We start from the raw sequence: 21594 nt of genomic DNA on the forward strand, positions 1-21594 counted from the left end.
ATGAGGCGCGTCTTGCTGATTCTTCCTACTTGTGGCCATTGGCCCTGGAGTCCTTCATGGTTGATCGCACCTCACCCAACGCTTCACCGCCCGGCGGGCCGCAGCGCCCGCCACTGAGTGCCGCGAGCCTGATATTGCGTCTGGGCGGCATTGCCGTGGTAGTCGCTGCGGTGGCCGGGGCGTTTGCCTACGTTCACGGTAACTTCGACCCACAACGCCTGACGCCAAAGGCGCTGGTCGATGTGCTGGAGAAGAACAATGGCGTGCATCCCGGGTTTCGTCGTAATCACGCCAAAGGCGTGTGCGTGATCGGGCATTTCGAAAGCAGTGGTGAGGCACGGGTATTCTCCACCGCGCAGGTGTTCAACGAGCCGCAGACTCCAGTGGTCGGGCGTTTTGCGCTGCCGGCGGGCAATCCCTATGCACCGGACAGCAGCGTGCCGATTCGCAGTCTGGCGTTGCGGTTCACCCAGGCTAACGGGCAGCAATGGCGCACCGGGATGAACAGCATGCCGGTGTTCCCGGTCGGTACGCCTGAGGCGTTTTATCAATTGCAGCAGGCGCAATCGCCAGATCCGGCCACCGGTAAACCTGATCCGGCGAAGGTTCCGGCGTTCTTTGCCGCGCACCCGGAAACCGTGCCGTTTTTGACCTGGGTGAAGACGGCCAAACCGTCGGCCAGTTATGCCACCGAAACCTATAACAGCGTCAACGCGTTTTATCTGGTCGACGCCAGCGGTAAAAAACAGGCCGTGCGCTGGAGCATGACACCGTTGGCGCGCGATGCTGCGGGCGCCAGTGCGCCTGAGGGCGGTGATTTTCTCGAGAAAGATCTGGTGCAACGGTTGTCGTCTGCACCGCTGCGTTTTCAATTGAATATCACTCTGGCCAATCCCGAGGATCCGGTGAACGACGCCAGCAAGACTTGGCCGGCCGGGCGCAAAGTATTGAACGCGGGCACACTGGTGCTGGAAAAGACCCAGCCGCAATTGAGCGGCGAATGCCGGGACATCAACTATGACCCGCTGGTGCTGCCGGCCGGTATTCAAGGTTCCGGCGACCCGTTGCTCGCCGCCCGTTCCGCCGGTTACGCCAATTCCTACTTGCGTCGCACCAGCGAAGTCAGTCAGTTGCCCGCCGCCAAACAGGAGGCTCGTCCATGAGCACTCAACCGACGCATTTCGCCCTGTTGGCGCGGCTGCTGCACTGGCTGATGGCGCTGATGATCATCGCCATGCTGTTTATCGGCGCCGGCATGGTCACCTCGGTGTCCGAGCGGCATGAATGGCTGATCCATCTGCACAAACCGCTGGGCATTGCGATTCTGGCGCTGGTGATCGTGCGTTTGCTGGTGCGGCTCACCACGCGCCAGCCACCGTTGCCCGCCGATCTGCCGGGCTGGCAAGTACTGGCGGCCAAGGCGTCCCATCTGCTGCTTTACGCGTTGATGCTGGTGTTGCCGTTGCTCGGTTGGGCGATGATCAGCGCTTCTGGTGAACCGGTGATGCTCAGCACAACGTTGCAGTTGCCAGCGATCGTTCCGGCCGATGCGCAGTTGTTCGCGTTTCTGCGCAAGGCTCACGGGTATCTGGCCTATCTGCTGTTCCTGACGGTGCTGCTGCACCTGGCGGCGGCGTTGTTTCATGGCTGGGTCCGCCGCGACGAGGTGCTCGACAGCATGTTGCGTGGTCGCGATCGCAGCTAACCCGTTTGCGTGGCGCATCGTAGCGATGCGCCGCGTTTCAGGGTCAGCCACCAGTACGCCAGCGCCACGGCGTTGATGCTGGCGCCGAGCAGGCACACGCCGATCCAGCCGGCCCACGCGTACATCGCGGTCGAGCCGATGGAACCGAGCGCGCTGCCGATCGAGTAGAACAGCATGTAACCGGCGGTGAGACGGCTTTGCGCTTCGGGGCGCACGCTGTAGATCATGCTCTGGCTGGTGACGTGCACGGCTTGCAGACCCAAGTCCAGGGTGATTACGCCGAGCAGCAATGCCCACAGCGAGGATTGAGTCAGGGCGATCGGCAACCATGAAGCGAGCATCAGCAACAGCGAAAGACCGCTGACCCATTGCCCCAGACCACGATCAGCCAGATGACCGGCCCGTGCGGCTGCCAGTGCACCCGCAGCGCCGGCCAGTCCGAACAGCCCGATTTCACTGTGCGACAACGACAACGGTGGCGCGGCCAGCGGCAGCACCATCGGCGTCCACAGCACCATCGCACTGGCAAAAGTCAGCAATGCGAGGATCGCGCGTTGGCGCAGTACCGGTTCTTCTTTGAACAGGCTGAATACTGAGGCGATCAGGGCGGCGTAAGTCGTAATCGGTTGCGGGACCTCATCCTTCGGCAGAACACGCAACAGCAGCAACGCCATCAACAGTGTCAGCCCGGCTGACAGCAAGTAAATCGCTCGCCACCCAGCCAAATCGGCCATACCGCCGGCAACCGTGCGTGCCAGCAAGATGCCGACAACGATGCCGCTGGTGACCACTCCGACCACGCGCCCGCGTTGGGCCGGGATTGCCAGCGTCGCGGCATAAGCTACCAAGACCTGCGTCACTACCGCGAGCAGCCCTGTCAAGGTCATGCCAAGCAGCAGCCACGCACTGTTGGGCGCCAGCGCGATCATCAACAGCGCCGCTGCCGACAGCAGGGTTTGAGTAACGATTAATCGGCGCCGATTGAGCAGATCACCGAGAGGGACCAATAGCACCAGTCCGATGCCGTAGCCGATTTGCGTCAGGGTGATGACAATGCCGATGGTCGCCGGCGACATCGCGAACGCCTCGGCCATCGCGTCCAGCAATGGCTGGGCGTAATACACATTGCCCACGGCCAGACCGCAGGCTACGGAGAAAAGCAAAACGGCACTGCTCTTTAGAGGTTTCATTTCCCGCATCCTTTTAGGTTTCAAAATAAAACCTTTAGTACGGTATTGATTCGGGTTTTATTTTGCAACCGGTTTGCGCGAGATGGTGAATGGCGGAAAGCAAAAGATCGCAGACAAGCTGCGATCTTTTACAGAACGGAGGAGGGGATCAGCGCAGGGTATCAACCATGTCAGCGATGGTGGTCAGCACGTCTTTGCCCAGCTGTTTAGAGCGTTTGCCCGACCAGCCGGTGACGTTGTCGGGATGGTCGTCGTGATCCTTGAACGGCATTTCCAGCGTCAGCGACAGGCAGTCGTATTTCTGGCCGACGCTGTTGCACGCCAGGGTCATGTTGGCCTGACCCGGTTCGTCGCGGGTGTAGCCGTACTTGGTCTGGAAATCTTTGGTGGTGTGTTTCAGGTGATTGCGGAAATGCTCTTCGAGCTTCTCGATACGCGGCGTGTAGCCCGGATTGCCTTCGCAGCCGGCGGTGAATACGTGAGGAATGGTTTCATCGCCATGGGCGTCCAGGAACAGATCGACGCCGTACTTTTCCATTTGCTGCTGGACGAAGAGCACCTCGGGACTGATCTCCTGGTTGGCGTTCTGCCAGGCCCGGTTCAAATCCTGGCCCATGGCGTTGGTGCGCAGATGGCCATGGAACGCGCCGTCCGGATTCATATTCGGCACCAGGTACAGATCGGCACTGGCGAGCAGCTTGTTCAGCACCGGATCATCGTGCCTTTCCAGGCGCTCGATCACGCCTTCCATGAACCATTCGGCCATGTGCTCGCCGGGATGTTGCTGAGCGATGATCCAGATCTTGCGCTGGCCTTCAGCGCCAGTGCCTTTGCGCAGCAATTGAATGTCGCGACCTTCGACACTTTTACCGGTCGCCAGTAATTCGGTGCCGGCCTTGCTTAGCGCCTGCTCGATCAGCCAGTCGTGACGGCCACGGCTATAGGGTTCGAAGTAGGCGAACCAGGCATGGGTCTGCGTGGCCTCGAGGCAAAAGCGCAGGCAGTCGCCCTCGTAAATAGTCGGCACGCGGAACCAGTTGACGTGATCGTAGGACGCTACGGCCTGATAACCGGGCCAGCCCTTGCTGTACGTGGATTGGCTGGCATTGTTCAGGCGGAACCAGTGTTCCTGGCCGACATGCAGGCCGCTGGCCTTGAAGTGAAACCACTGGAAATGCGCGCTGCGAGTATCTGGACGAATGGCCAGAACCGGATTGAGTGGATTGCTGATGTCGATGACTTGGATGTTGCCGCTGTCGAAGTTGGCGCTGATGTCGAACGAAGATTTGGCCACGGTCATAATCGATTCCTGAATATGATTTTTATGGCCGTTACTGTACACGCAGGCAGGGCTGAAACCGAGGGGAATTGCGGTGTGTGGCGGGGGGCGTCCTCCATGACGCGCAAGCAGCTTAGAGACTGTGCGATTGATTCTCAAGTGCTAATTGGCATTAGTTTGCCCCAATGCGGCCGGGCTTCGCTTGCCAACCAATATTCTTTTGATATTATCCGCGCCATCGAATTTGCAGCACCTAAGGACTTCATTAGCCTGAAGCCATAAGCCTGAAAAACGGGCAAAAAAAAGACCCGGCAAAAAGCCGGGTCAAAAACCGTGATTAGCCTGATGAGGAGATAGTCCAGAAGACCGACCTAAGGTCTCTGGTCCATCGACTGATCTCGCGACCAGTTGCTTGCAATAATAATCATTATCATTTGCAAGTCAAATGTTTTTACCTGCTCGATTGGAAAATTCTTTCCCGTCCGCCCGCATTTCCGTTTCTCAGGCTTCATCGCCATCGAGTGAATGGTCGACCATCGCCCGCGCCATATCCACCATATGCACCACTGAAAATGCCAGATCGCGACTCGCGCCTTGCAGGTTTTCGGCTGCCTTGAACGCCGTGGCTGCCGCGCAGCGCAACAGGTCCGAGGCGTGCACCAGGGCTTCCTCGCCACTGAGATGGCGCCTGACATCGAAAAAGCGCTCGTCGACCTCAGGTTCTGACACAGCTGGTTTCAAGTAATAGTCCAGCGCTCGTTGCGCCGCCGCATTGCCTTGGGGCGAGGTGAAGGTGGTGTCCATTTGCAGATCGGGCAAGTCTTTGCTGCTGATATTCATGATGAGGGGGCACTCCTTGGTCGATTGAAAATCCGTGCCTTCAGAATAGTACTCTGTGTAGTTGTGACGAGAATTTAAATACTACAATATGTGTTTTGCTGGCCGAAGGCGTCCACGTAAGGTGCTGCACATGGATAAATGGATTGAGTTGGTCAAGGCCAAGATGAGTGAGCTCAAAATCACTCAAACAGAGCTCGGAGAGCGCGTCGGCATGTCCCAGGGCGGGATCGGCCATTGGCTGAACAAGCGTCGCGAACCCGGTATCACTGAAATGAACCGGGTGCTGCAAGCGCTGGGCATGGATTTCCTCGAAGTGGTGCTGGTGATCCGTGAACCGCAACCCACGTCCGAGGACGAGATGCCGCTGGCGCAGAAGTACAACCCGTACTTCCGTTACCCGGTCAGCGATTGGCAGACGACGTGCGAAGTGCGTGAAAGCGATCCGGCGTCCTACGACAAGGCAGCAGGCAAGCAGCGCTTCGAATTGACGGATTACCACGCGCGAGGCCCGGCGTTCTGGTTGACGGTGACGGGAGATTCAATGACCGCACCCAGTGGCCAGAGCATTGCCGAAGGCATGCTGATTCTGGTCGACCCGGCCGCCGAAGCGCTGCCCGGTAAACTGGTGATCGCCCAGTGGCCCGACAGTACGGAGGCGATTTTTCGCAAACTCGACGAAGAGGGCGGCCAGCGTTACCTGGTGCCGCTCAATCCGACGTGGCCGAAAGCCCTGCTGACCGATGAGTGTCGAATCATCGGTGTTGTGGTGCAGGCAACGGCGCGTTACTAGTCAGATCGATCTTCGCCAGGCGCAGGATCGATCCTCCCGTTCATACTTCTTCCAGCTCAACCAAAGCGCTGCCTTCGCCAACCATTTCACCTTCCTGGCAATACAGCGCTTTGATCACCCCGGCATGCGGCGCACGGATGCTGTGTTCCATCTTCATCGCTTCCAGCACCACCAGTTGCGCACCGGCCTCAACCGATTGCCCGGCCTCCACCAACACGCGGACGATGCTGCCGTTCATCGGCGCGGTCAGGCCGCCCTGATGACTGTGGCTGGCTTCGATGGCGCTGATCGGATCGTATGTTTCGATACGGCGCAACTCACCTTCCCATTGCAGGTACAGCGCATCGCCCTGGCGAATCGCACGCAACGTACGATGAACGCCTTCGTGCTCGACGATAAGTGCTTCGCCGGACAGTCTGGCGTGGTCGGCAGCATTCAGCGTCAAGGCGCGATCCTGCCCCTCGCAACTCAAATGCAGGGTGATTTCCGGCGGCAGCCCAGCACGCAAACCGCTATTGAGTGACCAAGGCGAAGCAGGGTCATCCTGGCGTGCGAGTTGTGGCAGGCTCTGCACCACCGCTTGAGCCGCCGCCGCCCAGAACGCATCGCTCAGCGTGCCCGGTGCAGGCAGCAATTGCTCCTGGTAACGCGGAATAAACCCGGTATCCAGTTCCGCCGCCGCGAACGCCGGGTGCGCAATGATCCGCCGCAAGAAGTTGATGTTGGTTTTCAAACCGCCAATCGCAAACTCGTCGAGCATGCTCAACAAGCGCAACCGAGCCTGTTCGCGATCCTCGCCCCAGGCAATCAGCTTGCCGAGCATCGGGTCGTAGAACGGCGAAATTTCATCGCCTTCTTCAACCCCGCTATCCACCCGGCGCCCTGGCCCTTCGGCCGATTCGCGATACAACGCCAGACGTCCGGTCGCCGGCAGGAAGTCATTCGCAGGATCCTCGGCGTACAAGCGCACTTCAATCGCATGGCCGTTCAACGGCACTTGTTCCTGGGTGATCGGCAGTGCTTCACCACGAGCAACGCGGATCTGCCAGGCGACCAGATCAAGACCAGTAATCGCTTCAGTCACCGGGTGCTCGACCTGCAACCGCGTGTTCATCTCCATAAAGAAGAATTCACCGCGCGCATCCAGCAGGAACTCCACCGTACCGGCGCCGACGTAACCGATCGCCTGTGCCGAACGCACCGCTGCTTCACCCATCGCCCGCCGCAGTTGCGTGGACAGACCGGGTGCCGGCGCTTCTTCGACGACTTTCTGATGGCGCCGTTGAATCGAGCAATCCCGTTCATTGAGGTACAGGCAGTTGCCATGCTGATCGGCGAACACCTGGATTTCCACGTGACGTGGCTTGAGCAGGTATTTCTCCACCAGCATGCGCGAATCGCCGAACGACGACTGCGCTTCACGCTGAGCCGAGGCGAGGGCTTCGGCCAACTGGCTGACGTCCTCGACCACTTTCATGCCTTTGCCACCACCGCCGGCCGTGGCTTTGAGCAGCACTGGATAACCGATGCGTTCGCAGGCATCGCGGAAGGTGTCGAGGTCCTGCGCTTCGCCGTGATAACCCGGCACCAGTGGCACACCGGCGGTTTCCATCAGTGCTTTGGCGGCGGATTTGCTGCCCATGGCATCGATGGCCGAGGCGGGCGGGCCGAGGAAAATCAGCCCGGCCGCTTCTATGGCACGAGCGAACCCGGCGTTTTCCGAGAGAAACCCGTAACCCGGATGAATCGCCTGCGCGCCACTGGCCTTGGCCGCTGCGATCAGTTTGTCGATCTGCAGATAACTGTCGGCAGCTTTGCTGCCGCCCAGGTCCACGCGAATATCCGCTTCCCGGCTGTGCCGCGCCTCACGGTCGGTGGCGCTGTGCACGGCAACCGTGGTCAGGCCCAAGGCTTTGGCGGTGCGCATCACGCGGCAGGCGATTTCGCCACGGTTGGCCACCAGCAGGGTGGTGAGAACAGGTGCGCTCATCAACGCGGCTCCTTGGTGGTGGTTGCGGCTTGCCAGCTCGGCGGACGTTTTTGCAGAAAGGCGCGCAAGCCTTCCTGACCTTCAGGGCTGACGCGGATACGGGCGATGGCATTTTCGGTGTAGCGGCGCAGCGCTGGGGTCAGCGCGCCGTTACCGACTTCACGCAGCAAATCCTTGCTGGCGCGCATGGCGGCGGGGCTGTTGAGCAGTAAATTGTTGATCCACTGTTCGACTTGCTGATCAAGTTCTGCCGCCGGATAGCTCTCGGACAACAAACCGATTTCGCGCGCACGTTGTCCGCCGAAACGCTCGGCGGTCAGCGCATATCGACGCGCAGCGCGTTCGCCGATGGCCTGCACCACGAACGGACTGATCACCGCCGGCGCCAGACCGATGCGCACTTCCGACAAGCAGAACTGCGCGTCATCGGCGCCAATCGCCACGTCACAGCAACTGATCAGCCCCAGCGCGCCACCGAACGCCGCGCCTTGCACCACGGCCACTGTGGGGATCTTCAGCTTGGCTAGGTTGTACATCAGCTCCGCCAATTCGCGAGCGTCGTCGAGATTGGTGTGGTAATCGAGCTCGGCCGATTGCTGCATCCACGCCAGATCAGCGCCGGCACTGAAGTGCTTGCCACGACCACGCACCAGCAGGAAACGCAGGCTGGCGTCGCTGGCGACTTTGTCCAGCGCGAGGATCAGCTCGCGGATCATCTCGGCGTTGAAGGCGTTGTTCTTTTCCGCGCGGTTGAGCCACAGCGTTGCAAAACCGCGTGGGTCGCTGTGCAGTTCGAGGGTGTTGAAATCGCTCATATTCATCCGTCTCCACGGTTCTTGTGGGAGCGAGCCTGCTCGCGAAAGCGTTGTATCAGTCGACCTATCCGCTAGCTGATAAACCGTATTCGCGAGCAGGCTCGCTCCCACAAAAAATCACATCCGGAACACGCCGAAGCGGCTCGGTTCGATTGGCGCGTTCAGCGACGCGGACAAGGCCAGGGCCAGCACATCGCGGGTCTGCGCCGGGTCGATGACGCCGTCGTCCCATAGCCGTGCGCTGGAATAGTAGGGGTGACCTTGCTCTTCATACTGGTCGAGGATCGGTTGCTTGATCTCGGCTTCCTGCTCGGCACTGAAGGCCTGGCCACTGCGTTCAGTCTGTTCGCGTTTGACCTGCACCAACACGCCCGCCGCCTGCTCGGCGCCCATCACGCCGATCCGCGCGTTCGGCCACATCCACAGGAAACGCGGGTCATAAGCGCGGCCGCACATGCCGTAGTTACCGGCGCCGAAGCTACCGCCGATGATCACGGTGAATTTCGGCACCTTGGCGCAAGCCACCGCTGTTACCAGTTTCGCGCCGTGTTTGGCGATGCCGCCGGCCTCGTATTTCTGACCGACCATGAAGCCGGTGATGTTCTGCAAAAAAAGCAGCGGAATACCGCGCTGGCAGGCCAGTTCGATAAAGTGCGCACCTTTCTGCGCGGCTTCGGCGAAGAGGATGCCGTTGTTCGCCAGAATCGCGATCGGGTAGCCGTGCAGATGCGCAAAGCCACACACCAGCGTGGTGCCGAACAAAGCCTTGAATTCATCGAACACCGAACCGTCGACCAGTCGCGCAATCACTTCGCGCACGTCGAACGGCTGCTTGGCGTCGGCCGAAACTACGCCGTACAACTCGTCGCTGGCGTACAGCGGCGCAATCGGCGCGCGTTGCTGCACGTCACCGAGTTTGCGCCAGTTAAGGTTGGCAACGCTGCGGCGGGCGAGGGCGAGGGCGTGTTCGTCGCTCTCGGCGTAATGGTCGGCGACCCCGGAAATCTTGCAGTGCACATCGGCGCCGCCCAGATCTTCGGCGCTGACCACTTCACCGGTCGCGGCCTTCACCAGCGGCGGGCCGGCGAGGAAAATCGTCGCCTGATTGCGCACCATGATCGCTTCGTCCGCCATCGCCGGCACATAGGCGCCGCCGGCAGTGCACGAGCCCATGACCACGGCGATCTGCGGAATGCCCATCGCGCTCATGTTGGCCTGGTTGAAGAAGATCCGCCCGAAGTGCTCACGATCCGGAAACACTTCGTCCTGACGCGGCAGGTTGGCGCCGCCCGAATCGACCAGATAGATACACGGCAGACGATTCTGTTGCGCGATGGTTTGTGCACGTAGATGTTTTTTCACGGTCAGCGGGTAGTACGAACCGCCCTTAACCGTCGCGTCGTTGGCGACGATCATGCATTCGACGCCTTCAATCCGGCCGATCCCGGCAATCACACCAGCGGCCGGAACGTCTTCGCCATACACGGCGTGGGCGGCCAGTTGGCTGATTTCCAGAAATGGCGAACCTGGATCAAGCAAGCGGTTGATGCGTTCACGAGGCAACAGTTTGCCGCGTGAGGTGTGGCGTTCCTGGGCTTTCGCGCCGCCGCCCTGCGCCACTTGGGCGAGCAGGGTGTGCAGGGCGTCGACCTGTTTGAGCATCGCCGCGCTGTTGGCGGCGAACTCCGCTGAACGAGGGTTGAGCTGAGTGTGCAGGGTAGCCATGGCCAGCTCCGTTTAGCGGGTTTCGTTGAACAGTTCGCGACCGATCAGCATGCGACGGATCTCACTGGTACCGGCGCCGATTTCGTACAGCTTGGCGTCACGCAGCAAGCGGCCCGCCGGGAATTCGTTGATGTAACCGTTACCACCGAGAATCTGGATCGCGTCGAGGGCCATTTGCGTGGCGCGCTCGGCGGTGTAGAGGATTACCCCGGCGGCATCCTTGCGGGTGGTTTCGCCGCGCTCGCAGGCCTGGGCCACGGCGTAGAGGTAGGCGCGACTGGCGTTGAGCTGGGTGTACATGTCGGCCACTTTGCCCTGGATCAGCTGGAACTCGCCGATGCTCTGGCCGAACTGTTTGCGGTCGTGGATGTATGGAACGATCAGGTCCATGCACGACTGCATGATCCCGGTCGGGCCGCCGGAGAGCACGACGCGTTCGTAATCGAGGCCGCTCATCAACACTTTGACGCCGCCGTTGAGCACGCCGAGGATGTTTTCTTCCGGCACTTCGACGTCATCGAAAAACAGCTCGCAGGTGTTGGAGCCGCGCATGCCGAGCTTGTCGAATTTGTTGCTGCGGCTGAAGCCTTTCCAGTCGCGTTCGACGATGAACGCGGTGATGCCGTGCGGGCCTTTCTCTAGATCGGTCTTGGCGTAGATCACGTAGGTGTTGGCGTCAGGGCCGTTGGTGATCCAGGTTTTGCTGCCGTTGAGGACGAAACGGTCGCCGCGTTTGTCGGCGCGCAGTTTCATCGAGACCACGTCGGAACCGGCATTCGGTTCGCTCATCGCCAGCGCGCCGACGTGTTCGCCACTGATCAGCTTCGGCAGGTATTTGCTTTTCTGTTCGTGGTTGCCGTTGCGGTTGATCTGGTTGACGCAAAGGTTGGAATGCGCGCCATAGGACAGCGCTACAGAGGCCGAACCACGGCTGATTTCTTCCATCGCCACCACGTGCGCCAGGTAACCCAGGCCAGCGCCGCCGTACTCTTCCGGCACGGTGATGCCGAGCAGGCCCATGTCACCGAATTTGCGCCACATGTCGGCGGGGAACAGGTTGTCGCTGTCGATCTGCGCGGCGCGCGGAGCGATCTCCTTGGCGACAAAGGACTGAACCTGATCGCGCAACATGTCGATGGTTTCACCGAGGGCGAAGTTCAGGGAGGGATAGCTCATGGGTCACCTTTTGGCTTTTTTGTAGGGTGGGGAGGGCGGTTACTCAGCTCTCACCTTTACGTTAACGTAAGCCTGCGATGGATGGCTGTCAATCATCCTTTACGTTAACGTCAACTTAGGCGAGAGTAGGGGCAGTTCAAGATTGAAACGGAGTAGGCCTCGTGGGAGCGAGCCTGCTCGCGAAAGCGTCAGATCAGTCAACGTGGATGTTGAATTCACTGGCCTCTTCGCGAGCAGGCTCGCTCCCACAGGGTTAAATCCGGCAAAACCCACTAATAAAGACAATAGGGGTCGTCATGGATCAACCCAGTGCAAACCCGCAGCGCAGCTATACCCGTGGTTCTCAGGACAAAGCCTTGCTGGCGCTGACCATCGGGCAGAAGTTCGATCACACCGCCGCGCAATACCCTGACGGTGAAGCGCTTGTCGTGCGCCATCAGCAACTGCGTTACTCCTGGCGACAACTGGCCGACGCGGTCGATCTGCATGCCAGAGCGCTACTGGCCTTGGGTTTGCAGGCCGGCGATCGCCTCGGTATCTGGGCGCCGAATTGCGCGCAGTGGTGCATCACCCAAGTTGCAACGGCAAAAATCGGCGTGATCCTGGTCAACATCAACCCGGCCTATCGCAGCTCCGAACTCGAATACGTGCTCAAGCAATCCGGCTGCCAATGGCTGGTCTGCGCCGGAGCGTTCAAGTCCTCCAACTACCACGCCATGTTGCAAGGGTTGGTGCCGGAACTGGCCGAGCAATCCATCGGCCAACTGTGTAGCGAACGCCTCCCCGAACTGCGTGGGGTAATCAGCCTTGACGCGCAACCACCGTCAGGTTTTCTGCCGTGGTCGCAACTGGCCGATCTGGCCACCAGCATCTCTCCCGATCAACTGCGCGAACGCAGCGACAGCCTGCACTTCGATCAGCCGGTGAACATCCAGTACACCTCCGGCACTACCGGTTTCCCCAAAGGCGCAACCCTCAGCCACTACAACATCCTCAATAACGGCTACATGGTCGGTGAAAGCATCGGCTTGACCCCGCGCGATCGTCTGGTGATCCCGGTGCCGCTCTACCACTGCTTCGGCATGGTCATGGGCAACCTCGGCTGCATCACCCACGGCAGCACGATGATTTACCCCAGCGATGCCTTCGATCCATTGCTGACCCTGCAAACCGTCGCCGAGGAAAAGGCTACCGGCCTGTACGGCGTACCGACCATGTTCATCGCCATGCTCGATCAGCCACAACGCGCAGAGTTCGACCTGTCGAGCCTGCGTACCGGGATCATGGCCGGTGCGACGTGCCCGATCGAAGTGATGCGCCGGGTCATCAGCGAGATGCACATGAGCGAAGTGCAGATTGCTTACGGCATGACGGAAACCAGCCCGGTGTCACTGCAGACCGGACCGACCGATGAGCTGGAATTGCGCGTGACCACCGTCGGCCGCACCCAGCCACAGCTGGAGAGCAAGATCATCGACGAAGCCGGCAACCTCGTGACGCGCGGCACTATCGGCGAACTGTGCACCCGTGGCTACAGCGTGATGCTCGGTTACTGGAACAATCCGCAAGCCACCGCCGAAGCCATCGATGACGCGGGCTGGATGCACACCGGCGACCTGGCGAGCATGAACGAGGAGGGTTACGTCAACATCGCCGGGCGCAACAAGGACATGATCATTCGTGGCGGCGAGAATATTTACCCGCGTGAGCTGGAGGAGTTTTTCTTCACCCATCCGGCCGTGGCGGATGTGCAGGTGATCGGCATTCCGTGCTCGCGTTACGGTGAGGAGATTGTTGCCTGGATCAAATTCCACCCCGGCCACAGCGCCTCGGAGCTGGAGCTGCAAACCTGGTGCAAGGAACGTATCGCGCACTTCAAGACGCCACGGCATTTCAAGTTCGTTGAAGAGTTTCCGATGACGGTGACGGGCAAGATCCAGAAATTCAGGATGCGTGAGATCAGTATCGAAGAACTACGCGAAAAGCAGGCCTGACACAAAACCCCTGTAGGAGTGAGCCTGCTCGCGATAGCGGTGTACCAGTCAATATTTTCATCGACTGACACGACGCTATCGCGAGCAGGCTCACTCCTACAAGGGATATGTGTTGGAAAGAGGAATCACAGAAAGCACAAAGGGGAGCCGAAGCTCCCCTTTAATTTTGTCGTCGCGTGCTCTTTTTTATTATTGAGGGTCGGTCTGTTGTTGTTTTTGGCAACCGTGGCCCTTTACCGCTGTTTTTGGCGACCCCCATCCGGGGTCAAGAGCAAACGTATTTTTTTGAGCGCTGATCTACTTTCTCGCTAAGCGATCCAACCGATTCGGGAGCTACCTGAAGGTAGTTTTATTGTTCTCTGCCCGGTTGCGGGTCACTCCTGAGAGCACCCTGAAAAGCACACCTTCTCCAAAAAAATCTGTTAGCTGCGTCTCTGCCGTGTTGTTTTTGTTATGTCAGAGTCGGTACGTCTTATTTTTATTGGTTTGCTGCTTTTTATTCTTGTTATGCCATAGAGATAGCAGAAGCCGTGCCAACTTTTAAAAATCCTTATAAATCAATGACTTGAGAATTTAAGCAAATTTTCACTCTAGCGAAACCAGACAATTTGTTTCCGTGTTACTCGCTTGAACCCACATTCCGGACACAGCGGTAACACCTTCCCCCCTCACTGTGCGCTACGAGCCTTGGCCACGCGCGAACCGCTCGGGCGACCCAGCACCGCACTGATCTGCTGACCCGCAGCAATCAAGGCGTCCAGGTTGATACCGGTCTCGATACCCAGGCCGTTGAGCAGGTACACCACATCTTCAGTAGCAACGTTACCGCTCGCGCCTTTGGCGTACGGGCAGCCGCCGAGGCCCGCGATAGAGCTGTCGAACACCGAGATGCCCTCGAGCAGGCTGGCGTAGATATTGGCCATGGCCTGCCCATAGGTGTCGTGGAAGTGCCCGGCCAGTTTGTCCCGTGGTACCTGCGCCGACACCACTTCGAACAAGCGCCGAGTCGCGCCCGCAGTGCCAGTGCCAATGGTGTCGCCCAGCGAGACCTCGTAGCAGCCCATCGCATACAACTCGCGCGCGACCATCGCCACTTGTTCCGGCGCGACCGTGCCTTCGTACGGGCAACCGAGCACGCAGGACACGTAACCGCGCACGGTAACGCCGTGCTGCTTTGCGGCTTCCATGATCGGTGTGAAGCGCGCCAGGCTTTCGCTGATCGAGCAGTTGATGTTGCGCTGCGAGAATGCTTCGGAGGCGGCCGCGAACACGGCGACTTCCTTGACCCCTGCGGCGATGGCATCTTCGAAGCCACGCAGGTTCGGCGCCAGTGCGCCGTAGGTCACGCCCGGCTTGCGCTGGATCTGTGCAAACACTTCGGCCGAACCCGCCATCTGCGGGACCCATTTCGGTGAAACGAAACTGCCGACTTCTATATAGCCAAGACCGGCAGCGCTGAGTGCATCGACCAGTTGCACCTTGTCGGCGACGCTGATCGGTTGGGCTTCATTCTGCAGGCCATCGCGCGGGCCGACTTCGATCAGGCGTATTTGGGAGGGGAGGGACATGGCGGTTGACCTGCTCTTTTGAATTCGTGGAGAACCCCTGTAGGAGTGAGCCTGCTCGCGATCGTGGAGTGCCAGATGAAAATTGCTTGACTGATACACCGCTATCGCGAGCAGGCTCACTCCTACAGGGGATTTGTGTTGTTTGTCAGATAGCCTGCTGGCTCTTGAGCGTTTGCTCCAGCGCCTGCACGCAACGCTCTTCGGCGGTATCGAGTTCCAGTTTCATCTGTTCGATATCCAGCAACTGCTGTTCCAACTGCTCGCGGCGCTCAGTGATTTTCGCCAGCATGCTGTTGAGCTGTTTGGTGTTACCGCTGGAAGGGTCGTAAAGCTCGATCAGTTCACGGCATTCGGCCAGCGAGAAACCGATGCGCTTGCCGCGCAGGATCAGCTTCAGACTGACCTTGTCGCGTGGCGAATAGATACGTTCCTGGCCACGGCGCTCAGGGCTGAGCAGGCCTTGCTCTTCATAAAAGCGGATCGCCCGGGTGGTGATGTCCAGCTCGCGGGCGAGGTCGGAGATGCTGTAAGTCTGGCTGCTCATGGAAGCGCTCGGAAAAAGGTCTTGGCGCTAAGCTAATGGCAGGTTGACGTTTACGTCAAGAAGGATGATTTTGTGTTGCATTTGATTGCCTCTTCGCGAGCAGGCTCGCTCCCACATTCGACCGCATTACTTCAGTCGGAGAGCAATCCTCTGTGGGAGCGAGCCTGCTCGCGAAGAACGATAATGCGGTGTAATTCTTACACCTTATCCAGCTTCTTCTCCTGCGCCGTCACCTGCTGGCACAACTCGATCATCTGCTCGCGCATCCAGCGATTCGCCGGATCCTGATCGGTGCTTTCATGCCAATACAGATGCGTCTCCACCGGCGGCACATCATTCACCGGCAAATTAAACGCCTGCAGTTCATGCCGACGGGCAAAGCGCTCCGGCACGGTCATGACCATGTCGGTTTGCTGCATCACCTGCGACGCCATCAAGTAATGCTGCGAACGCAGGGCAATCTTTCGCTGAATACCCATTTTGCCCAGCGCCAGATCGACATAACCCAAGCCACTGCGGCGACTGGAAATATGGATATGCGTCAGCGACAGATAGTCATCCAGTGAGAGTTTTTCCTTGCCCGCCATCGGATGGCCCTTGCGCATCGCACACACGTAACGGTCTTCCATCAGCTTGACGTGACGCACCTGTGGGTCGGTGTTAAGCGGTGCATCCACGGCAAAATCCAGGCGCCCGGCCGCCAGTTCCTTGGTGGTTTCCCGGCGCTTGGACAGAAAACTTTCGATGATCACCGTTGGCGCCAAGCGGCGCAGGCGCTGAAACAGCGGCGGCAGAATCACTGCCTCGGTGAGGTCGGTCATGCTGATGCGGTAAGTCTTGACCGCTTGCGCCGGGTTGAAAATGCGGCTTTCCTGAACCGACACACGCAGCAGCGACAAAGCGTTGCGCACCGGGCCGATGATGTTCTGCGCCATCGGCGTCGGCACCATGCCCTGAGCCGTGCGCACGAACAGCGGATCGTTGAAGGTTTCGCGCAACCGCGCCAAGGCGTTGGACACCGCCGGCTGGGTGATACCGACAATCTGCCCGGCGCGGGTCAGGTTGGCTTCGGTGTAGATCGCGTCGAAGACGATGAAAAGGTTGAGGTCGACCTTACTCAGATTCATAACGCGGCTTCTCTTGTTATTTAGGGCAGTGTTTTAAGGGCTGGCAATCAGCCGATCATATATCGGTGATGAATGTTTATACACGCCGAGAATAGGCTAGGTAAATTATCAACGCTGTTCTAGCATCGATTGCATGACTTAAACAACCTCTGCCCAAGAAGGTAATTGATCATGGATTTCGCTTATTCGCCCAAGGTGCAAGAACTGCGTGAGCGCGTGACCGCGTTCATGGACACTTACGTTTACCCGGCCGAGGCGGTGTTCGAACGCCAGGTTGCCGAAGGCGATCGCTGGCAGCCGACGGCGATCATGGAAGAGCTCAAAGCCAAGGCCAAGGCCGAAGGTCTGTGGAATTTGTTTCTGCCTGAGTCGGAACTCGGTGCCGGTCTGACCAACCTCGAATACGCGCCATTGGCGGAAATCATGGGCCGCTCGCTGCTCGGGCCGGAACCGTTCAATTGCTCGGCGCCGGACACCGGCAACATGGAAGTGCTGGTGCGCTACGCTAACGAAGAACAGAAACAGCGCTGGCTCGAACCGCTGTTGCGCGGTGAAATCCGCTCGGCATTCGCCATGACCGAACCGGACGTTGCCTCTTCGGACGCGACCAACATGGCCGCCCGCGCCGTGCGTGATGGTGACGAGTGGGTGATCAACGGTAAAAAATGGTGGACCTCCGGCGCCTGCGATCCGCGCTGCAAAATCCTCATCTTCATGGGCCTGAGCAATCCTGATGCGCCGCGCCATGCGCAGCACTCGATGATCCTCGTGCCGGTCGACACCCCCGGGGTGAAAATCGTCCGTCCGCTACCGGTGTTTGGCTACGACGACGCTCCGCACGGCCACGCCGAAGTGCTGTTCGACAACGTGCGTGTGCCGTACGAAAACGTTTTGCTCGGTGAAGGCCGTGGCTTCGAGATCGCTCAAGGTCGCCTTGGCCCAGGCCGGATTCACCACTGCATGCGCTCGATCGGCATGGCTGAACGGGCCCTGGAATTGATGTGCAAACGGGCGGTGAGCCGCACCGCGTTCGGTAAACCGCTGGCGCGTCTGGGCGGTAACGTCGACAAGATCGCCGACTCGCGGATGGAAATCGACATGGCACGTCTGCTGACGCTGAAGGCGGCGTACATGATGGACACCGTCGGTAACAAAGTGGCGAAAAGCGAGATCGCGCAGATCAAAGTGGTTGCGCCGAACGTCGCGTTGCGGGTGATCGACCGAGCGATTCAGATGCATGGTGGGGCCGGGGTGTCGAACGATTTCCCCCTGGCCTACATGTACGCCATGCAACGCACCCTGCGCCTGGCCGACGGCCCGGACGAAGTGCACCGCGCGGCGATCGGCAAATTCGAGATCGGCAAATATGTGCCGAAGGAAATGTTGCGTAGCGAGCGCTGATCCACCTGATCGTTCCCACGCTCTGCGTGGGAATGCATCCTGTGACGCTCTGCGTCACAGTGGACGCGGAGCGTCCATGGCGGCGTTACCACGCAGAGCGTGGGAACGATCGGGTAGGGCTAATACACCCAAACCTCAACCCGCCGATTCTTGATCCGCCCCTCATCGACATTGTTCGCCGCCACCGGCATCAACGCACCAAAGCCACGAACCTCACGCAATACCACGCCGTTCTTCACCAACTCCCGTCGTACCGCCATCGCCCGCAGCTTTGACAGCAGATCCGCGCGTGCCGGGTCGTCCTTGGCATCACCAAACCCGACCAAGGTCACCGCGCGTTCAGTCTTGTCATGACGCTTTATATAGTCGAACACTCGCGCCAGATCCTGATGCGCCTTGTTATCCAGCTTCGCACTGCCTTCTTCAAAACGGAAATTCACCGTCAGACGCTGGGCGTGACGGCTGAGGGATTGATAGCCCTCGGGCATCAGTGCATTCGGCGCGACGCTCATCGCATGCACGGTCTGGCTGATAAAACCGTTTGCCGCGACAATCGCCTGGCCCTGACGGCTCTGCGCAAACGTCACCAAGGCTTTCGCCCAAGGATTGTTGCTTTCGGGCGGTAGATAGAAGAACAACCGCCGCGACAGTGGATAGTCTTCGGTAGCGATCAGGCTGTTGAGCGGCAGCATCGACTGCGATGCGCCATCAGCAATGGCCACGGCTTTGGCCTGACGCACGTAGGGCAAACCGATGAAACCGATGCCTTGCGGATCGCTACTCACCGCGTCGGACAACTGTTCGCTGGACTCAAACCTTTTCGCCGCGTTGCTCAGACTTTTCCCACGACGACTCAGGACCAACTCCTTAAACGTGTCGTAAGTGCCGGACTGATCATCGCGCGCATATAAATGAATAGCACCGCCACGCCCGCCGAGGTCTTCCCAGGTTTTCACATCGCCAGCGAAGATCCGCGCCAGTTGCTCGGTGTCCAGTTGCTGCAGCGGATTGTCGGGATGAAGGATGATCGCCAGGCCATCAATGGCGATGACTTGCTCGGCGGCGGGGCTTTTCAGGTCGCCCAGTGATTGCAGGGTCTGTAACTCACTGTCCTTGATCTCGCGGGAAGACGCGGCGAGGTCGGCGCTGGCATTTTTCAACGCGGTGAAACCGGTGCTGGAACCGTGGGCGGCGACTTCAACGACCACGCGTTTACCTTCGCTGGTCTGGCCGACGATGCGCAGTTCGTTGGCGGTGTCCGGGGTTTCGCGGTGGATTTTCAGCAGGCCTTGCTCTTGCAGCAGGCCCTCAACGAGTGCTGGGCCGAGTTCGGCGCCGATGGTGTTGGAACCCTGGATGCGCAGCGCCGGGCCGTTTTCAGGGAGGGGCAGGGTGGCGGCAGAAACCGTCAGCCATGCACTCAAGAGAAACACGCACAAAACACGCAGGGTCATGCCGGCACCGAATCAAGCCAAGGGGATTGCCGGGGAGATTAAGTCAGGCGCATGACCGAAAGATGACACCGATTCAATGTAGGAGTGAGCCTGCTCGCGATAGCGGTGTACCGGTCAACATTTATGTCGTCTGATTCACCGCTATCGCGAGCAGGCTCACTCCTACAGGTATTGCGTAAGGCTAGGGATCAGCTGAGTTCCAACCAGATCGGCGCATGATCGGACGGTTTTTCCATCCCGCGCAATTCATAGTCGACACCCGCTGCCTTCACCCGCGGCAACAAACCATGCGACGCCAGAATCACATCGATGCGCAGCCCGCGCTTCGGTTCATCCTCGAAACCACGGCTGCGGTAATCGAACCAACTGAACATGTCAGTCACATCCGGGTTCAAGTGGCGATAGCTGTCGGTCAAACCCCAGTTTTTCAGGCGCACCATCCACTCGCGCTCTTCCGGCAGGAAGCTGCATTTGCCGGTTTTCAGCCAACGCTTCATGTTGTCCGGGCCGATGCCGATGTCGCAGTCCTCCGGGGAAATGTTCACATCGCCCATCACCACCAGCGGCTGCTCGTTGTGGAACTGGCTTTCCAGCAGCGCTTGCAGATCGCTGTAGAAACGCTGCTTGGCGGGGAACTTGGTTGGGTGGTCGCGGCTTTCACCCTGAGGGAAATAGCCGTTCATGATGGTCACCGGTACGCCATTGGCGTCGGCGAACGTGCCCCAGATAAAGCGACGCTGAGCGTCTTCTTCGTCGGTGGCGAAACCTTTATGGATGGCGATCGGCTCCTTGCGCGAGAGCATGGCCACGCCGTAATGGCCTTTCTGGCCATGGAAATACACGTGGTAGCCGAGGGCGCGGACTTCTTCGAGCGGGAACTGGTCGTCGTGGACCTTGGTTTCCTGCAGACCGATCACGTCCGGCTGGTGTTTTTCGATCAGCGCTGCCAGCTGATGCGGACGGGCGCGCAGTCCGTTGATGTTGAAGGAAACGATCTTCATGGTCGGCAGTCCTGGCAAAAAGGCGATGCTAGCTGACATGGGGGAGATGGGCCAGTGTGGGAGAAATCATTTTGGTCTGTGGGATTTGTGTCGCTTGTAAGTGCCTCTTCGCGAGCAGGCTCGCTCCCACATTTTGATCGCGTTCCCCTGTGGGAGCGAGCCTGCTCGCGAAGGGGGCGGCAAAATCGCTGAAGATCCAAGGTTGGTCTATACCTGTGGGGAACCACGCCACCCGCAAAAGGTTCGTACCAACAAGAGCGCCGCCATTTGCACGCGCCCCGGGGAGATTCACCGTCATGCCTGAAACACAGACCGCCATCGCCGACATTCATATGCTCGATCGCGGCTACTCGCGCGAAGCCCGCTCGCTGCTCTATCAGGCCTATCGCCACGAACCGACCTTCGGCTACCTGTTCGAAGCCGAACGCCCCGGCTACGAGCAACGGGTGCGGGCGACGGTGCGGGAACTGGTCAAGCAACACTTTCTGCAGGACCTGCCCGCCATCGGCCTGTTGGTCAACGACCGCCTGATCGGCATCGCCCTGATCGCGCCACCGCAACGACGCCTGGGCATCACCGAAAGCTGGGCGTGGCGTTTGCGCATGGTGCTCAGCACCGGTTTTCGCTGCACTCGGCGCTATCTCGAATACCACGACGCCGTCGCCGCGTGTGTGCCCAGCGATTCCGTGCACATGCTTCCCTTGTTGGGCATTCACCCGCAGTTCCAGGGCAAACACTTCGGCGAGCAACTGCTGACCGCCGTACACAACTGGTGCGCCGTCGACGAAACCTCGCAAGGCGTAGTGCTCGACACTGGCAACCCACGATATCTGGAATTCTACAAAAGACAGGGTTACGAAGAGATCGGCGAAGTTGCCGTCGGCCCGGTGCGCGAACACGTATTTTTCCACGCCAATCCGCAGGTGTTACAAACTGCAACAGCATGACAATCGAACTTCTTGGGAAATTTCCTGTTCTATCACGCTCCCAAGCCC

19 protein-coding genes are annotated in these 21594 nt (G+C 59.3%); 7 read left to right on the forward strand and 12 right to left on the reverse strand.

Annotation, left to right across the window (positions count from 1 at the left end; all coding sequences use genetic code 11):
* Positions 1 to 56: 56 nt before the first annotated feature.
* Together HU754_RS11150 and HU754_RS11155 are read left to right on the forward strand one after the other, a co-directional pair.
* Positions 57 to 1163 carry a catalase family peroxidase gene (locus tag HU754_RS11150; RefSeq protein WP_186622596.1) on the forward strand — a complete coding sequence of 369 codons (1107 nt, stop codon included), beginning with the start codon at positions 57 to 59 and terminating at the stop codon, positions 1161 to 1163.
* Positions 1160 to 1705, forward strand: a complete 546-nt coding sequence (locus HU754_RS11155; protein ID WP_093434126.1) for a cytochrome b — start codon at positions 1160 to 1162, stop codon at positions 1703 to 1705. The genes HU754_RS11150 and HU754_RS11155 overlap by 4 nt, the downstream gene beginning before the upstream one ends.
* On the opposite strand, the gene HU754_RS11160 is transcribed toward HU754_RS11155, so the two are convergent.
* Both HU754_RS11160 and HU754_RS11165 read right to left on the reverse strand, forming a co-directional pair.
* Positions 1702 to 2895: an MFS transporter gene (locus HU754_RS11160; protein ID WP_099756677.1), complete on the reverse strand. Its 1194-nt coding sequence runs from the start codon at positions 2893 to 2895 to the stop codon at positions 1702 to 1704. The genes HU754_RS11155 and HU754_RS11160 overlap by 4 nt on opposite strands.
* A 148-nt stretch (positions 2896 to 3043) precedes the next feature.
* Positions 3044 to 4195 (reverse strand): M14 family metallopeptidase, encoded by a 1152-nt coding sequence (locus HU754_RS11165; RefSeq protein ID WP_093434131.1) that lies wholly within the window; start codon positions 4193 to 4195, stop codon positions 3044 to 3046.
* A gap of 96 nt (positions 4196 to 4291) precedes the next feature.
* Here HU754_RS11165 and HU754_RS11170 point away from each other — a divergent pair, with 96 nt between their 5' ends.
* On the forward strand, positions 4292 to 4456 hold the full coding sequence (locus HU754_RS11170) for a hypothetical protein (protein ID WP_156685516.1): 165 nt from the start codon (positions 4292 to 4294) through the stop codon (positions 4454 to 4456).
* A 219-nt stretch (positions 4457 to 4675) separates the two neighbouring features.
* Here the strand turns inward: HU754_RS11170 and HU754_RS11175 are convergent, their stop codons facing one another.
* Positions 4676 to 5014 carry a DUF6124 family protein gene (locus HU754_RS11175; protein ID WP_093434137.1) on the reverse strand — a complete coding sequence of 113 codons (339 nt, stop codon included), beginning with the start codon at positions 5012 to 5014 and terminating at the stop codon, positions 4676 to 4678.
* A 130-nt stretch (positions 5015 to 5144) separates the two neighbouring features.
* On the opposite strand from HU754_RS11175, the gene HU754_RS11180 reads away from it, so the two are divergent.
* Positions 5145 to 5804 (forward strand): LexA family protein, encoded by a 660-nt coding sequence (locus HU754_RS11180; protein ID WP_093434139.1) that lies wholly within the window; start codon positions 5145 to 5147, stop codon positions 5802 to 5804.
* 40 nt (positions 5805 to 5844) lie between these two features.
* Here HU754_RS11180 and HU754_RS11185 read toward each other — a convergent pair whose 3' ends face one another.
* The 4 genes from HU754_RS11185 to HU754_RS11200 form a co-directional block, all read right to left on the reverse strand.
* The gene (locus HU754_RS11185; protein WP_186622595.1) at positions 5845 to 7794 is read right to left on the reverse strand and encodes an acetyl/propionyl/methylcrotonyl-CoA carboxylase subunit alpha; all 1950 of its coding nucleotides are present in this window, start codon (positions 7792 to 7794) and stop codon (positions 5845 to 5847) included.
* Complete coding sequence (locus tag HU754_RS11190; protein ID WP_186622592.1) at positions 7794 to 8609, reverse strand: gamma-carboxygeranoyl-CoA hydratase; 816 nt, start codon at positions 8607 to 8609, stop codon at positions 7794 to 7796. The genes HU754_RS11185 and HU754_RS11190 overlap by 1 nt, the downstream gene beginning before the upstream one ends.
* Positions 8610 to 8726: 117 nt before the next feature.
* A complete protein-coding gene (locus tag HU754_RS11195; RefSeq protein WP_186622591.1) occupies positions 8727 to 10334 on the reverse strand; it encodes a carboxyl transferase domain-containing protein in 1608 nt (535 codons plus the stop codon).
* A 12-nt stretch (positions 10335 to 10346) separates the two neighbouring features.
* Positions 10347 to 11510 (reverse strand): isovaleryl-CoA dehydrogenase, encoded by a 1164-nt coding sequence (locus HU754_RS11200; RefSeq protein ID WP_007917237.1) that lies wholly within the window; start codon positions 11508 to 11510, stop codon positions 10347 to 10349.
* Between the two features lie 296 nt (positions 11511 to 11806).
* Here HU754_RS11200 and HU754_RS11205 point away from each other — a divergent pair, with 296 nt between their 5' ends.
* Entirely contained in the window at positions 11807 to 13504 is a 1698-nt protein-coding gene (locus tag HU754_RS11205) for an AMP-binding protein (RefSeq protein ID WP_186622589.1), read from the forward strand.
* A gap of 668 nt (positions 13505 to 14172) precedes the next feature.
* On the opposite strand, the gene HU754_RS11210 is transcribed toward HU754_RS11205, so the two are convergent.
* From HU754_RS11210 to HU754_RS11220, 3 genes are all read right to left on the reverse strand, one after another.
* On the reverse strand, positions 14173 to 15072 hold the full coding sequence (locus HU754_RS11210) for a hydroxymethylglutaryl-CoA lyase (RefSeq protein ID WP_186622587.1): 900 nt from the start codon (positions 15070 to 15072) through the stop codon (positions 14173 to 14175).
* A gap of 145 nt (positions 15073 to 15217) precedes the next feature.
* Positions 15218 to 15616 carry a MerR family transcriptional regulator gene (locus tag HU754_RS11215; RefSeq protein ID WP_007917234.1) on the reverse strand — a complete coding sequence of 133 codons (399 nt, stop codon included), beginning with the start codon at positions 15614 to 15616 and terminating at the stop codon, positions 15218 to 15220.
* A 197-nt stretch (positions 15617 to 15813) separates the two neighbouring features.
* Positions 15814 to 16743: a LysR family transcriptional regulator gene (locus HU754_RS11220; RefSeq protein ID WP_016986544.1), complete on the reverse strand. Its 930-nt coding sequence runs from the start codon at positions 16741 to 16743 to the stop codon at positions 15814 to 15816.
* Positions 16744 to 16914: 171 nt separating this feature from the next.
* On the opposite strand from HU754_RS11220, the gene HU754_RS11225 reads away from it, so the two are divergent.
* Positions 16915 to 18144, forward strand: a complete 1230-nt coding sequence (locus tag HU754_RS11225) for an acyl-CoA dehydrogenase (protein ID WP_134178261.1) — start codon at positions 16915 to 16917, stop codon at positions 18142 to 18144.
* Positions 18145 to 18263: 119 nt separating this feature from the next.
* Here HU754_RS11225 and HU754_RS11230 read toward each other — a convergent pair whose 3' ends face one another.
* A complete protein-coding gene (locus HU754_RS11230) occupies positions 18264 to 19598 on the reverse strand; it encodes a substrate-binding domain-containing protein (protein ID WP_186622585.1) in 1335 nt (444 codons plus the stop codon).
* Positions 19599 to 19786: 188 nt separating this feature from the next.
* On the reverse strand, positions 19787 to 20599 hold the full coding sequence (gene xthA, locus HU754_RS11235) for an exodeoxyribonuclease III (protein WP_186622583.1): 813 nt from the start codon (positions 20597 to 20599) through the stop codon (positions 19787 to 19789).
* Between the two features lie 296 nt (positions 20600 to 20895).
* On the opposite strand from xthA, the gene HU754_RS11240 reads away from it, so the two are divergent.
* Positions 20896 to 21546 carry a GNAT family N-acetyltransferase gene (locus tag HU754_RS11240; RefSeq protein ID WP_007912451.1) on the forward strand — a complete coding sequence of 217 codons (651 nt, stop codon included), beginning with the start codon at positions 20896 to 20898 and terminating at the stop codon, positions 21544 to 21546.
* Positions 21547 to 21594: the final 48 nt, after the last annotated feature.

The organism is Pseudomonas zeae, assembly GCF_014268485.2.
Taxonomy (GTDB): Bacteria; Pseudomonadota; Gammaproteobacteria; order Pseudomonadales; family Pseudomonadaceae; genus Aquipseudomonas; species Aquipseudomonas neuropathica.

What these genes read in the sequence shown, in the direction of transcription:
- HU754_RS11180 (WP_093434139.1), top strand. Translation starts at nt 5,145, where the DNA reads ATGGATAAATGGATTGAGTTGGTCAAGGCCAAGATGAGTGAGCTCAAA.
- HU754_RS11185 (WP_186622595.1), bottom strand. Translation starts at nt 7,794, where the DNA reads ATGAGCGCACCTGTTCTCACCACCCTGCTGGTGGCCAACCGTGGCGAA.
- HU754_RS11160 (WP_099756677.1), bottom strand. Translation starts at nt 2,895, where the DNA reads ATGAAACCTCTAAAGAGCAGTGCCGTTTTGCTTTTCTCCGTAGCCTGC.
- HU754_RS11195 (WP_186622591.1), bottom strand. Translation starts at nt 10,334, where the DNA reads ATGGCTACCCTGCACACTCAGCTCAACCCTCGTTCAGCGGAGTTCGCC.
- HU754_RS11210 (WP_186622587.1), bottom strand. Translation starts at nt 15,072, where the DNA reads ATGTCCCTCCCCTCCCAAATACGCCTGATCGAAGTCGGCCCGCGCGAT.
- HU754_RS11190 (WP_186622592.1), bottom strand. Translation starts at nt 8,609, where the DNA reads ATGAGCGATTTCAACACCCTCGAACTGCACAGCGACCCACGCGGTTTT.
- HU754_RS11230 (WP_186622585.1), bottom strand. Translation starts at nt 19,598, where the DNA reads ATGACCCTGCGTGTTTTGTGCGTGTTTCTCTTGAGTGCATGGCTGACG.
- HU754_RS11240 (WP_007912451.1), top strand. Translation starts at nt 20,896, where the DNA reads ATGCCTGAAACACAGACCGCCATCGCCGACATTCATATGCTCGATCGC.
- HU754_RS11165 (WP_093434131.1), bottom strand. Translation starts at nt 4,195, where the DNA reads ATGACCGTGGCCAAATCTTCGTTCGACATCAGCGCCAACTTCGACAGC.
- HU754_RS11225 (WP_134178261.1), top strand. Translation starts at nt 16,915, where the DNA reads ATGGATTTCGCTTATTCGCCCAAGGTGCAAGAACTGCGTGAGCGCGTG.
- HU754_RS11175 (WP_093434137.1), bottom strand. Translation starts at nt 5,014, where the DNA reads ATGAATATCAGCAGCAAAGACTTGCCCGATCTGCAAATGGACACCACC.
- HU754_RS11215 (WP_007917234.1), bottom strand. Translation starts at nt 15,616, where the DNA reads ATGAGCAGCCAGACTTACAGCATCTCCGACCTCGCCCGCGAGCTGGAC.
- HU754_RS11155 (WP_093434126.1), top strand. Translation starts at nt 1,160, where the DNA reads ATGAGCACTCAACCGACGCATTTCGCCCTGTTGGCGCGGCTGCTGCAC.
- HU754_RS11220 (WP_016986544.1), bottom strand. Translation starts at nt 16,743, where the DNA reads ATGAATCTGAGTAAGGTCGACCTCAACCTTTTCATCGTCTTCGACGCG.
- HU754_RS11170 (WP_156685516.1), top strand. Translation starts at nt 4,292, where the DNA reads ATGACGCGCAAGCAGCTTAGAGACTGTGCGATTGATTCTCAAGTGCTA.
- HU754_RS11200 (WP_007917237.1), bottom strand. Translation starts at nt 11,510, where the DNA reads ATGAGCTATCCCTCCCTGAACTTCGCCCTCGGTGAAACCATCGACATG.
- HU754_RS11150 (WP_186622596.1), top strand. Translation starts at nt 57, where the DNA reads ATGGTTGATCGCACCTCACCCAACGCTTCACCGCCCGGCGGGCCGCAG.
- HU754_RS11205 (WP_186622589.1), top strand. Translation starts at nt 11,807, where the DNA reads ATGGATCAACCCAGTGCAAACCCGCAGCGCAGCTATACCCGTGGTTCT.
- xthA (WP_186622583.1), bottom strand. Translation starts at nt 20,599, where the DNA reads ATGAAGATCGTTTCCTTCAACATCAACGGACTGCGCGCCCGTCCGCAT.